Origin of the sequence: Mesorhizobium sp. WSM4906 (assembly GCF_029674625.1) — a bacterium.
In the GTDB taxonomy this organism is placed as follows: Bacteria; Pseudomonadota; Alphaproteobacteria; order Rhizobiales; family Rhizobiaceae; genus Mesorhizobium.
The window spans coordinates 4,052,530-4,064,656 of the sequence record NZ_CP121355.1 but is presented as its reverse complement, the minus strand read 5'-3'; the positions used below and the strand labels follow the sequence as shown (position 1 = coordinate 4,064,656).

Below are 12,127 nucleotides of genomic sequence, written 5' to 3'. Positions count from 1 at the left end.
GGAACGGCTTCAATCCGGACCAGAAAGGCTCTACGCTTATCCCGACTCTCATCGTACGGGCTGCACCGCTCCCCGCTCGAAAACAGGATTTTTGTCATGGCAATGGACGCGCGCGACATCGAACGGCTGATCAAGGAAGGCATTCCGGACGCCAAGGTGACGATTCGCGATCTGGCCGGCGACGGCGACCACTACGCGGCCGAAGTGGTGGCCGAAAGCTTCCGCGGCAAGAGCCGGGTGCAGCAGCACCAGATGGTCTATGACGCGCTGAAGGGCAATATGGGCGGCGTGCTGCACGCGCTGGCCTTGCAGACCAGCGTTCCGGACTGAGCTCTTCGTCACTCAGTCTTGGCCCAAATCGCGCCATCCTTTGCGCCATTTCGGATGCGTCGCGGCTAACGTCTTGTTTCAGCCAACCTATGGGTTTATTTGATGGACATGCTTCGAGCCTGACTCCCACAGGCGTGAAAGGATTCCCCATGAGTGGCATCAACGACTACATCGACAGCGAAGTGAAGAGCAACGACGTCGTGCTCTTCATGAAGGGCACGCCAGGCTTCCCGCAGTGCGGCTTTTCCGGCCAGGTGGTGCAGATCCTCGACTATGTCGGGGTCGACTACAAAGGCGTGAACGTGCTGACCTCGGCCGAGCTGCGCCAGGGCATCAAGGATTATTCCAACTGGCCAACCATTCCCCAGCTTTACGTCAAGGGCGAGTTCGTCGGCGGTTGCGACATCGTGCGAGAGATGTTCCAGGCCGGCGAATTGCAGGATTTCCTGATCGAGAAGGGCGTCAGCGTCAAAGGCGCCGCCTGATTGAACGCCGGCCGGCTTGCCCAGTCGGCCAAGCAATTCCACGAAAGGTGCGCAGCATTTTGCGTCCGGTATTGCGTTGAACAAGACTTCCGGGGCCGCCCCCACCTCGGCATTGTAGTTCCCGAGCACGGGAACAGGACGAACCGATGCGCCGGTCAACCGGCGCACATTCGTTTGAACGATCGGATTTTGCCGTGGACAAGCAGGTAGTGGCGCAGCAATCGGCAAGCAGCTTGCCCATTCCGCGCTGGGAATTCATTGCGCTTTGTGCGGCGCTGATGGCGCTCAACTCTCTGGCCATCGACATCATGCTGCCGGCGTTGCAGCAGATCGGCGCCTCGCTCGGCGTCGAGAACGAAAACCACCGCCAATACGTCATCACCGCCTACATCCTCGGCTTCGGCACCGGTCAGCTCTTCTTCGGGCCGATCTCGGACCGTTTCGGCCGCCGCGCGCCGCTGGTCGCCGGCCTGATCATCTATGTCGCGGCTGTGGCTGCTGCTGCGGTCGCTCCAACCTTCGCCATCTTGCTCGCCTGCCGTGTCGTGCAAGGCATCGGCGCTGCGGCAACGCGCGTCATCGCCGTTTCGATCGTGCGCGACACCTTCGAGGGCCGGCGCATGGCCGAGGTGATGTCGCTGATCTTCATGGTGTTCATGGCGATCCCGGTCGTCGCGCCCGGCATCGGCCAATTCATCATGCTCTTCGCCACATGGCACTGGATCTTCGTCACAATGGCCGTCGGCGCGCTGATCGTGTCGACCTGGTCGCTGCTGCGCCTGCCGGAAACGCTGCATCCTGAATACCGCCGCCCACTGACGGTCAATGCGGTTGTCGGCGGCTTCCGCATCGTGCTCACCAACCGCATCGCGCTTTGCTATGCCTTCGCCAGCACCTTCATCTTCGGCGCCATGTTCGGCTTCATCAATTCGGCGCAGCAGATCTATCTCGACGTCTTCCATGTCGGCGAGTTGTTCCCTTTGATCTTCGCCGGCGTCGCCGGCGTGCTCGCCTTCTCGAACTTCCTCAACGCGCGGCTCGTCGGCAAGATCGGCATGCGTCGGCTCTCGCAAAGCGCGCTGTTGCTGTTTCTCGCCATCAGCCTGATATGGCTCGTCGTCTCGCTCGAAATGCAGATGCCGCTATGGCTGTTCATAGCCTTCTTCGCCGGCGCGATGGTGCCGTTCGGCTGCCTCGGCGCGAATTTCAACGCGCTCGCGATGGAGCCGCTCGGCGAGCTCGCCGGCACGGCGTCCTCCATCCTCGGCTTCATGCAGACCTTTCTCGGCGGCCTCCTCGGCACGCTGATCGGCCAGGCCTATAACGGCACGGTCACGCCCCTGGCGGCCGGCTTCTGCAGCGTGTCGGTCGCGGCCCTGCTGATGATCCTGGTCGCCGAGCGCGGACGACTGTTCCAGCCACACAATCCGCCGGTGTGAGGCGACAGCTCGGGATCAGTCCGCCCAGAGCTCGCGGCGCAACTCGTCCCAGCAGTTCTTGTCCGGCGCCACGAGCAGCCCGCCATCGATATGCGACGGCAGGTAAGGATCGCCGTCGATGCGCGCGGCATAGCCGCCGGCCTCCTGATGGATCAGCACGCCCGCAAGGTGATCCCACGGCATCAGCTTGTTGTAGACGACGAAATGCGCGTGGCCGCTCGCCAGCAGCCGGTATTCGTGCGCGGCGCAGCGGTAGCCGAACTGCGACAGCGCCTTGGTGTGGTTGCGCGCAAGCCGCGACCTGTCCGGCTCCTTGAGATACTGCCAGGACACGGCACCCGTCATCTTAGAGATCGGCGCCGGCTCGGCAACGCGCACCTTCTCCAGCGCGCCATGCGTATGGCGGATATGGCTGCCCGCGCCCCTGGCGCCGATCAGCCAGTCCTTGCCGACCGGATCGTGGACGATGCCGGCAACCGTCTCGCCTTCGACGACCACGCCCAGCATGACGCCGAACAGCGGCACGCCGGAGGCGAAATTGAAAGTGCCGTCGACCGGATCGATGACGAAGGCAAGTGCGGCGTCGCCGAGACCGGCGAGCAGGGTCGGATCGTCGGAGCAGGCCTCCTCGCCGACGATCATCGCCGAGGGATAGCGCTCGTGCAGCCTGGCGGTGATCAGCCTTTCGGCATTGACGTCTGCTTCGGTCACCAGATCGGCGGCCGAGGTCTTCTGGCGGACATCGCCCTCGGCCAGCCGGCGGAAGCGCGGCATGATTTCGGCCGTGGCTGCATCGGCGAGAAGGTCGGCCAGCCAGTCGATCGCGCAGTCGTCAAATGTCATCGGAAATGTCTTGCCCTGTGATGAGGCGCTGATCGAGCGCGGCGAAGTCGAACAGTTTTCGGTCGAGCAGGTGCGAGGGCCGCACATTGGTCATGGCGCGGATCATCGTGTCCTTGCGGCCGGGCATGTGCTTCTCGATGTCGTCGAGCATCGCCTTCATGGCATTGCGCTGCAGCCCTTCCTGGCTGCCGCAGAGGTCGCATGGAATGATCGGGAATTTCATCGCGCCGGCGAATTTCTCGAGATCGACCTCGGCGCAATAGGCGAGCGGGCGCAGCACCATGACGTCGCCCTCGTCGTTGATCAGCTTGGGCGGCATGGCGGCGAGACGACCGCCCTGGAACAGATTCATGAAGAAGGTCTCGAGGATATCCTCGCGGTGGTGGCCGAGCACCAGGGCGGCGCAGCCCTCCTCGCGCGCGATGCGGTAGAGATGGCCCCGCCTCAGCCGCGAGCAGAGCGAGCAATAGGTGCTGCCTTCGGGCAGCTTGTCGGTGACCACCGAATAGGTGTCCTGGTACTCGATGCGGTGCGCAATGCCGTTGGCGCTGAGATAATCCGGCAGGATGTGTTTCGGAAAATTCGGCTGACCCTGATCGAGGTTGCAGGCAAGCAGTTCCACCGGCAGCAGGCCACGCCATTTGAGGTCGAGCAGCAGGGCAAGCAGGCCGTAGGAATCCTTGCCGCCCGAGAGCGCCACCAGCCAGCGCTCGCCGGGCTTCACCATGGCGAAATCCTCGATCGCCTGGCGGGTGAGCCTCAAGAGCCGCTTGCGCAGCTTGTTGAACTCGACCGAGGTCGGCACGTCGCGAAACAGCGGATGAAAGCCGCCCTCTTCCTGGTCGGCGATCGGTTCGAGCGATTTGACGCCAAGTGATTTGGCATCTGGCAGCATGTTCATGGCGCGTATGCCCCACGTTCTTTCTTGTCGCCCGGATTAGCGGACCTGGCGGGCAAAGAAAAGGCCGCCTCGAGGGCGGCCTTCGATTGCCTGCCGATAGAATTTCCGATCAGCGCGAATAAAATTCGACGACCAGATTCGGTTCCATCTGGACGGCGAATGGCACGTCCGAAAGACCGGGAACGCGGCCGTAGGTCGCGGTCATCTTGTTGTGGTCGGCTTCGATATAGTCCGGCACATCGCGCTCGGCCAGACCGACCGATTCCAGGACGATGACGAGCTGCTTCGACTTCTCGCGCACCTCGATGACGTCGCCCGGCTTGCAGCGGTACGAGCCGATGTTGACCCGCTTACCGTTGACGTTGACGTGACCGTGGTTGACGAATTGACGGGCGGCGAAGATGGTCGGCACGAACTTGGCGCGATAGACGATCGCGTCGAGGCGTGACTCCAGCAGGCCGATCAGGTTCTCGGAGGTGTCGCCCTTGCGGCGGTTGGCCTCCTCATAGACCTTGCGGAACTGCTTTTCCGAAACGTCGCCATAGTAGCCCTTGAGCTTCTGCTTGGCGCGCAGCTGCAGGCCGAAGTCGGAAAGCTTGCCCTTGCGGCGCTGGCCGTGCTGGCCGGGGCCGTATTCACGCTTGTTGACCGGGGACTTCGGGCGGCCCCAGATGTTTTCGCCAAGACGGCGGTCGATCTTGTATTTCGCGGATTCGCGCTTGCTCATCGCATTCCCTTTCAAAACAATATACCCGGAGCCCCATGGCTCCGGGTGAAGGAAACGCGCCCTCCTCTGGCCTCCGTTTTCGAGACCTGACAGGGTTTTCCACGCAACGCTACGGAAAACCCACGGGACACGTCATTTTCGACAAGACTGCCAGCATGCCGGCGAGGTCTTGTCCATGTAAAAGAAACCACCGGGCGTCGCCACCCGGTGTTGGTGGGCCTGTTAAACAGAGATTTAACTGCTGTCAAGCTTGTGACTGGCGTGACGATCGGCAGCCCTATAACCATTCAGCGTTGCATGCGGTGCCGGCGGACGGCACCAGGGCGGGGTGCGATCGCTTTGGACATAGCTCGCCCTGACACTTGATGAAGGGACTGGAGCAGAGGAGTCCGAATTCCCATGAAGAAGTTCTTCCTTACCTTGACCGGGGCTGCGGTGCTGGCCGGGTCGATGGCGGTCATGACGCCGGAGCCGGCGATGGCAAGGCACTGGCACGGCCATAGGCAGGTCTGCCGCGTCGTGGTGCAGAAAAGGGTCGTATGGCGGCACGGCCACCGTCACGTCATCCGTGTCAAGGTGCGACGCTGCCGCTGGATCTGGTAGACCCGACCCCGACAGCCCAAGGCAAAGCCCGCGGTCTCGCCGCGGGCTTTTTCTTGTGAACTTTGTCAGCCCTCACGACTTCTTGTTGGGCAGGCTCTTGCGCTTGGTTTCGGCGAACTCCTCAAGTTGCTCTTCGCTCATCGATTCATACATGTCGCGCGAAGCGCCCTTGAGCTCGCTCTTCTTGATCTCGCCGCGCTTGGCCGCAAGTGCCGCGCCGGCGGCCTTTTGCTGAGCTTGCGATGTGGCAGGCATGGTGGTTCCTCCTGTGCTCGGAGGAGAAACGCGGCTTCAGCGCCGCAGTTCCAAGGCTGAAGCATGTCTCCCGAAAGTGGGAAACCGGTTTCGGGATAAAGACATGCGTAGATCAAAAACCCTGAAGCGCATGGAACGAATCTGAAAGATCGCGACGCGCTTTAGCCGCCGTCAAGCCGAAGCCCTGGATGAGCCTCCGCGTGGCGAAATCCACCTTGCCGGAGGTGAAGACGGCAATGTCGGGCTCGCTTTCGCCCAACGGCTCGCCACCGTGCTCGAGCAGCGACATGGCCCGCCGCGCGATGGCTTCCGCCGGATCGATCCAGTCGACCGGCCAGGGCGCCGTCTTGCGCATGCGGTTGGCGAGGAACGGATAATGCGTGCAGGCCAGCACGACGATGTCGGTGCGATTGCCGTCGCGCTCGATGAAACAGGGCGCGATCTCGGCGCGCACGGCCTCCTCGTCGACAAAGCCCTCGCGCATATAGATCTCGGCCAGTCCGGCCAGCCTGTCGCTGCCGACCAGGCGGACATGGCATTTTTGCGCCCATTTGCTGATCAGGTCGCGTGTGTATTGGCGCTTCACCGTGCCTGGCGTCGCCAGAACCGACACCAGGCCGGAACGCGTACGTTCGGCCGCCGGCTTGATCGCCGGCACGGTGCCGACAAAGGGATGGCCGGGGAATTTTTCGCGCAGCGCATCGATCACCAGGGTCGAGGCGGTGTTGCAAGCGATTACCGAAATCGCCGGCTGCAGGCGGTCGAGCAATTTGCCGAACAAAGCGAGGATGTGTTCCTTGAGCGCCGGCTCCTCCCACGCGCCGTAGGGGAATGCCGCGTCGTCGGCGACATAGACGAAGCGACGATCCGGCATCAGGACCCGCGCCTCGCGCAGCACGGTCAGCCCGCCGATGCCGGAATCGAACATCAGGATCGGGCGGTTGCTTGATCGATCGCTCATTGTCATCCGACCACAGGAAGAGGCTGGCCGCTGAATTGGCCAACGCCGCTTCTATCCTGAACGATCATGGTCTTGAAGTGGCAAATGCCAGCAGCTTTTGCGCAGTGCTCAGAGCCCGCGCTTGCCAAAACCGGCGGGCCGCGGCCGACCGAACGGCTGGGGCGCCGGCGCTGCACGCGTGGTTTGCGCGCGCGGTGCGGCCGGAGCGACGCTCGCTGCCGTCCTCTCGGCGCGCGCCGGTTCCGGCAACGAGCCTTCGAAATCGAAAACCTCGGTCAACTCGTTGATATTGCTGCCGGCGACGGGCTTCGCCCACAGGATGGTGCACCAGAGGCCGAATATGGCAAGGCCGAGCAGGTTCAGGCCTCCAGGCGCGCTCTCGGGATTGCCGAAATCGATGACCAGCAGCGCGCCCGCCTGCAGGAAGGCATAGATGCCGGAAAAGACGATATAGGACCACAGGATCCAGCCCGAAGCATCGGCGTCGCGGCTGCGGCGCCAGGCGACGTTGCCGCGCAATGCAACGAAGATGAGCGACACGACAAGCGCGGCGCCGGCCAGGCCTTGCCGCGACGGCCCAGGCATCGAATTGATCAGCCCCGCAAAGCCGACCGTTGCGGCAATGCAAAGGGCGATCGCCACCGCTTCCGCCATGAACAAGCCGAGCGAATAGAAGAAGAAGCGCAGCCGACCAATATTGGACGTGAACATTGCTACCCCCACCGTTTCAATAACGATGGGTCGAAACCGAATAATATTCGGTTACTTCGAACGCCTGGACCTTACGGATTTTAACTTTCTTTGTCCGCTGCACGCTTTCGTGCTGCCGGCATCCGCCTCGGATCGTCGCCCGGCGAGCCGTCGCCACGCGGCATTGCAGGAGAAAACCTGTCGAGCGACGAGATGATGCCACGCAACACCTTCAGCTCCGGTTCGGCGAACCCCGCCCGTGTCAGCACGGCGCGCAGATTGTCGACCATCTTCGGCTTCTTCTCTTCCGGACGGAAGTAGCCGCGCGCCTCGAGCGCGCCTTCAAGATAGGTGAACAGGCTATGCAGCTGCTCCTTGGTCGCCGGCACCAGCTCCGGCCCTGAGAAGTTGGTCGCGGTCTCCTCGGCAAGGCCCGACTTCATCCACTCATAGGATATCAGCAGCACGGCTTGCGCGATGTTGAGCGAGGAGAAGCCCGGATCGACCGGAAAGGTGACGATCTCATCGGCGAGGCCGACCTCGTCATTGTAGAGACCGAAGCGTTCGCGACCGAACAGGATACCGGTGCGCAGTCCGGCCTGCTCGCGCGCCCGAAGCGCCCTGCCCGCTTCCACCGGACCGCGCACCGGCTTGAAGCCGTCGCGCTCGCGCGCCGTGGTGGCGAAGACGAAGTTGAGGTCGGCGACCGCCGAGGCCAGATCGTCGAAGACTTTCGTGGCATCGATGACATGGTCGGCGCGGCTGGCGGCCGCGCGCGCCTTCTCGCTCGGCCAGCCGTCACGCGGATTGACCAGGCGCAGCTCCGACAGGCCGAAATTCGCCATGGCGCGCGCGACCATGCCGATATTCTCGCCGAGCTGCGGCTCGACGAGGATGATCGCCGGTCCGGCGGTCTTGGCGGGGACGTTTGCGGCTGGCATGGCTCTCCGTAACCAGTGTTTGCGGCGTTTCAGCGTCCCCTGCCACATCCGGTTCGGAAAATGAAGCATTCACGACGGCGGCACTCGTCCATAGTGGTATGGATCGCGGTTTGCGCGCTCAAAAAGGCTTTGATATACGCTCCGCAACCCCGGCCGAAGCCATGCGGGCAAGGCCGTTCAGATCCCCAGCAACGAGGCATTCTTTCCATGGCGAAGATCAAGGTGGCGAACCCGGTCGTCGAGCTCGACGGCGACGAGATGACCCGCATCATCTGGCAGTTCATCAAGGACAAGCTGATCCACCCCTATCTCGACCTCAAGCTGGACTATTTCGATCTCGGCATCGAGAACCGCGACGCCACCAACGACCAGGTGACGATCGACTCGGCCAACGCGATCAAGAAATACGGCGTCGGCGTCAAGTGCGCGACGATCACGCCCGACGAGGCTCGCGTCGAGGAATTCAAGCTGAAGAAGATGTGGAAGTCGCCCAACGGCACCATCCGCAACATCCTCGGCGGCACCATCTTCCGCGAGCCGATCATCATGAAGAACGTGCCGCGCCTGGTGCCGGGCTGGACCAAGCCGATCGTCGTCGGCCGTCACGCCTTCGGCGACCAGTACCGCGCCACCGACTTCCGCTATCCCGGCAAGGGCAAGCTGACGATCAAGTTCGTCGGCGAGGACGGCACGGTGATCGAGCATGACGTGTTCGACGCGCCTGGCGCCGGCGTCGCGATGGCCATGTACAATCTCGACGAATCGATCCGCGAATTCGCCCGCGCCTCGCTGAACTACGGCCTGCTGCGCAACTTCCCGGTCTATCTGTCGACCAAGAACACCATCCTCAAGGCCTATGACGGCCGCTTCAAGGATATCTTCCAGGAGGTCTACGAGAAGGAATTCGAGGCTGAGTTCAAGGCGAGAAAACTCTGGTACGAGCATCGCCTGATCGACGACATGGTGGCTTCCAGCCTGAAATGGTCCGGCGGCTATGTCTGGGCCTGCAAGAACTATGATGGCGACGTTCAGTCCGACACGGTGGCTCAAGGGTTCGGCTCGCTCGGCCTGATGACCTCGGTGCTGATGACGCCGGACGGCAAGACGGTGGAAGCGGAAGCCGCGCACGGCACCGTCACGCGCCACTACCGCCAGCACCAGAAGGGCGAGGAGACCTCGACCAATTCGATCGCCTCGATCTTCGCCTGGACGCGCGGCCTCGCCCACCGCGCCAAGCTCGACGACAATGCCGAATTGAAGCGCTTCGCCGAGACGCTGGAGAAGGTCTGCATCCAGACCGTCGAGGCCGGCTTCATGACCAAGGACCTGTCGCTGCTGATCGGCCCGGACCAGCCCTGGCTGTCGACCACCGGCTTCCTCGACAAGATCGACGAGAACCTGCAGAAAGCGATGGGGTGAGGAGCGGTGTGCGAAGCGCATGAAAGGTCCCGAAATGGGCTTTTCAAGCGACGAGCGCCCGCAGCCATAGCGGAGGGCCGGGCCCGATGACCAAGCCGATCCTCTACGGCGCCGACTACAGTGTCTATGTCCGCATCGCGCGGATGACGCTGGAGGAAAAGGGCGTCGACTACGAGCTCGTCCCTCTCGACATCTTTGCGGCCGAAGGCATTCCCGCCTGGTTTCTCGAACACCACCCGTTCGGCCGCATCCCGGCCTTCGAGCATGACGGCTTTCGGCTGTTCGAGACCGGCGCCATCGCGCGCTACGTCGACGAAGCCCTTGATGGGCCCGCACTGCAACCTGCGGATCCGCGCGTTCGTGCGAGGATGGGCCAGATCGTCGGCATGCTCGATGCCTATGGCTATCGGGCCATGGTCTGGGACGTCGCTGTGGAGCGGCTCGAGAAGGCGCCCGCCGACGAGGAACTGATTGCCGCCGGCCTCCGCCAGGCAGAGACTGTGCTGAAAGTTCTCACGTCGCTGAAGGCAAAAGGCCCATGGCTGCTGGGCGAGCAGCTCACGCTGGCCGACCTGCACACGGCACCGGTCATCGCGTATTTCCTCAAGGTCGCCGAAGGACGCGACATGCTGGCGCGTTTCGCGGACATCGAGAGCTGGTATTCGCGCATCGCTGCGCGTCCGAGCTTTGCCCGGACGGAGAAGGTTGGCTGAAGCAAGCGCGTCCGATCTGCGGCAGTTCAGGCCGGGTTCTATGGCCAAAATCCTGTCTCCGGCCGGGTCACCATCAGCCAGAGAATGGCAAGCACCGCGCCGAAGGCCGGAAAACCGCAGGCGAACCAGATGCGGAAGAGGCGCCTCTCCTCCTCGGGCAGAGGGGCATTTTCCAACACGGCTTGCCGTGCCAGATCGCGCATGCGCAGCTGGATCCAGACGACCGGCAGCCAGAAGGCGCCGGCAACGGCATAGAGCAGCAGCGAAAGCACGATCCAGCCTTGACCGAGCGGCCATCCCATATCGCGCGCCAGCAACGCGCCGGTGATTGGCTGCACCACGACAGCGGTTGCCGTGAAGATGGCGTCGGCGATCACGACCGTGCCGGCGACATGAGCGACGATCTCGGGCTTGCCGGTCCGCTGCGCCATCAGCATGAAGAACGCTATGCCGGCACCGGTGCCGAACAGCACGGTGGCGCCGATAATGTGCAGCCAGCGCAAAATGTCGACCCAGATGCTCATCGCTCTTCCAAAATCGCCAGAGCCACAAGAACGAGGCAAAGCGTCGGCACGGCCTTCACGATGGCTCCGAGAGGATCAAGCCAGAGATCGGGAGCAAGCGCCGCCGCTGCGGCAAGGTAGAGCAAGGTGATGGCAATCATCGCCATCAGCGCCGATCGTGCGAAGGGTCGAACGACAACCGCTGCACCGACAACGATGTCGGCCACACTTCCGGCCAGAACCATCCCGAGCGCGAGGCCGTCCGGTAGGCCACGCGAGGTTAGAATGTCTGCGGCCACATTGTGCCGGACAAGCCCGACAATGCCCGAAACCAGCCAGAACGCGGACAAGACGGCATACACGACCGGCTTCAGCAGCCAAAGGCGTGCGAACCACCGCTCCTGAACATGCGCCGGCACAGCCGCCAGCGTTGCCTCCAAAGGTCGCGGCGAGCGGCCAGCGATTTCGGTCCAGGGTTTCGGGTTGCCGGTAACGCCCTTCTCGAGCGCGGCAAGCGCAGCACTGCGCAAGGGAGATCGCCACCCGAGAAGGCCGAGCCCATCCGCGACCATGCCGGCGAGCCGGCCGACAATCGCCGGGACCGCCACGACCGGCGCCTTGGATAAGCCGAGCCAGGCCCGAAATTCGAGCAGGACGGCGCCGAGAGGCCTGGCCCGTTCCTCGACGAGATCGATGACCTGCCCTTGCGCCAGAGATCCGCCGACGGCCCGCGATACCGCCTCGGCGACCTCCGTGATCGATACCGTTTGGATCGGTCGGTCCGCGAGCACGGCCGGCACGAAGCATGGAAACGCGGCCAGCGCGCGCAGCAAAGCCGTTCCGCCATAGGCGGCGGGCGCGACGACAAGGCCGGGCCGCAGTATCGTCCAATCCAGGGAGGATGACGCGACGGCGCGGTCACCTTCGGCCTTGGTCCGAAAGAACGCATCGTCGGAACCGAGGTCGGCGCCGATCGCCGAAATCTGCACCAGTCGGCGCACACCGGCCTGTTCGCAAGCAGTTACGAGGGCGGCGACCGACCGCCGGTGGATGGCGTCCAGATGGTCGCGCGGGCCGTCCTGCAAGGCGCCGGCGGCATTCACGATGGCTTCCACGCCGGCAAGCAAGGGTGCCCAGTCCGCCGCCGCGAGCAGCCGCGACATGTCGGCCGCGATCCACTCTACGCACGGCTTGCGCCGCCGCGCATCGCTGACATCACGACCGAGCCCGACAAGGTCTTGTCCGTCCTCGATCAAACGTCCAAGGACGGCTTCTCCGATAAGTCCGTAGCCGCCAAGGACGAGGACTTTCATCCGC

Annotated in this window: 15 protein-coding genes; 6 read left to right on the top strand and 9 right to left on the bottom strand. The window is 63.3% G+C overall.

Annotated elements, in window-relative coordinates; translation table 11 throughout:
* Positions 1-96 precede the first annotated feature (96 nt).
* The 3 genes from QAZ22_RS19365 to QAZ22_RS19355 all read left to right on the top strand — a co-directional run bounded on the left by QAZ22_RS19365 (position 97) and on the right by QAZ22_RS19355 (position 2,254).
* Entirely contained in the window at positions 97-330 is a 234-nt protein-coding gene (locus tag QAZ22_RS19365) for a BolA family transcriptional regulator (protein WP_059185115.1), read from the top strand.
* A 149-nt stretch (positions 331-479) separates the two neighbouring features.
* Positions 480-815, top strand: coding sequence for a Grx4 family monothiol glutaredoxin (grxD, locus tag QAZ22_RS19360; RefSeq protein WP_278074073.1), 336 nt, complete (start codon positions 480-482; stop codon positions 813-815).
* Between the two features lie 194 nt (positions 816-1,009).
* The gene (locus QAZ22_RS19355) at positions 1,010-2,254 is read left to right on the top strand and encodes a multidrug effflux MFS transporter (protein WP_278202329.1); all 1,245 of its coding nucleotides are present in this window, start codon (positions 1,010-1,012) and stop codon (positions 2,252-2,254) included.
* A gap of 15 nt (positions 2,255-2,269) precedes the next feature.
* Here QAZ22_RS19355 and QAZ22_RS19350 read toward each other — a convergent pair whose 3' ends face one another.
* The 3 genes from QAZ22_RS19350 to rpsD all read right to left on the bottom strand — a co-directional run bounded on the left by QAZ22_RS19350 (position 2,270) and on the right by rpsD (position 4,725).
* On the bottom strand, positions 2,270-3,097 hold the full coding sequence (locus QAZ22_RS19350) for an inositol monophosphatase family protein (RefSeq protein ID WP_278202328.1): 828 nt from the start codon (positions 3,095-3,097) through the stop codon (positions 2,270-2,272).
* Complete coding sequence (ttcA, locus tag QAZ22_RS19345; protein ID WP_278202327.1) at positions 3,087-3,998, bottom strand: tRNA 2-thiocytidine(32) synthetase TtcA; 912 nt, start codon at positions 3,996-3,998, stop codon at positions 3,087-3,089. The genes QAZ22_RS19350 and ttcA overlap by 11 nt, the downstream gene beginning before the upstream one ends.
* Before the next feature lie 109 nt (positions 3,999-4,107).
* Positions 4,108-4,725, bottom strand: coding sequence for a 30S ribosomal protein S4 (gene rpsD, locus QAZ22_RS19340; RefSeq protein WP_278202326.1), 618 nt, complete (start codon positions 4,723-4,725; stop codon positions 4,108-4,110).
* Positions 4,726-5,124: 399 nt separating this feature from the next.
* Here rpsD and QAZ22_RS19335 point away from each other — a divergent pair, with 399 nt between their 5' ends.
* Positions 5,125-5,328 (top strand): hypothetical protein, encoded by a 204-nt coding sequence (locus QAZ22_RS19335; RefSeq protein ID WP_278202325.1) that lies wholly within the window; start codon positions 5,125-5,127, stop codon positions 5,326-5,328.
* 72 nt (positions 5,329-5,400) lie between these two features.
* On the opposite strand, the gene QAZ22_RS19330 is transcribed toward QAZ22_RS19335, so the two are convergent.
* The 4 genes from QAZ22_RS19330 to QAZ22_RS19315 all read right to left on the bottom strand — a co-directional run bounded on the left by QAZ22_RS19330 (position 5,401) and on the right by QAZ22_RS19315 (position 8,175).
* Positions 5,401-5,583: a DUF3008 family protein gene (locus QAZ22_RS19330; protein ID WP_278202324.1), complete on the bottom strand. Its 183-nt coding sequence runs from the start codon at positions 5,581-5,583 to the stop codon at positions 5,401-5,403.
* Between the two features lie 112 nt (positions 5,584-5,695).
* Positions 5,696-6,544: a glutamate racemase gene (murI, locus tag QAZ22_RS19325; protein WP_278202323.1), complete on the bottom strand. Its 849-nt coding sequence runs from the start codon at positions 6,542-6,544 to the stop codon at positions 5,696-5,698.
* Between the two features lie 108 nt (positions 6,545-6,652).
* On the bottom strand, positions 6,653-7,255 hold the full coding sequence (locus tag QAZ22_RS19320; RefSeq protein ID WP_278202322.1) for a DUF805 domain-containing protein: 603 nt from the start codon (positions 7,253-7,255) through the stop codon (positions 6,653-6,655).
* Between the two features lie 80 nt (positions 7,256-7,335).
* The gene (locus QAZ22_RS19315; protein ID WP_278202321.1) at positions 7,336-8,175 is read right to left on the bottom strand and encodes an RNA methyltransferase; all 840 of its coding nucleotides are present in this window, start codon (positions 8,173-8,175) and stop codon (positions 7,336-7,338) included.
* Positions 8,176-8,382: 207 nt separating this feature from the next.
* On the opposite strand from QAZ22_RS19315, the gene QAZ22_RS19310 reads away from it, so the two are divergent.
* Positions 8,383-9,594, top strand: coding sequence for an NADP-dependent isocitrate dehydrogenase (locus QAZ22_RS19310; RefSeq protein WP_278202320.1), 1,212 nt, complete (start codon positions 8,383-8,385; stop codon positions 9,592-9,594).
* Between the two features lie 86 nt (positions 9,595-9,680).
* Positions 9,681-10,307 carry a glutathione S-transferase family protein gene (locus tag QAZ22_RS19305; RefSeq protein ID WP_278202319.1) on the top strand — a complete coding sequence of 209 codons (627 nt, stop codon included), beginning with the start codon at positions 9,681-9,683 and terminating at the stop codon, positions 10,305-10,307.
* 38 nt (positions 10,308-10,345) lie between these two features.
* On the opposite strand, the gene QAZ22_RS19300 is transcribed toward QAZ22_RS19305, so the two are convergent.
* A complete protein-coding gene (locus QAZ22_RS19300; RefSeq protein ID WP_278202318.1) occupies positions 10,346-10,831 on the bottom strand; it encodes a DUF2269 domain-containing protein in 486 nt (161 codons plus the stop codon).
* Positions 10,828-12,123 carry an SDR family oxidoreductase gene (locus QAZ22_RS19295; protein ID WP_278202317.1) on the bottom strand — a complete coding sequence of 432 codons (1,296 nt, stop codon included), beginning with the start codon at positions 12,121-12,123 and terminating at the stop codon, positions 10,828-10,830. Before QAZ22_RS19295 ends, QAZ22_RS19300 begins: the two co-directional genes overlap by 4 nt.
* Positions 12,124-12,127: the final 4 nt, after the last annotated feature.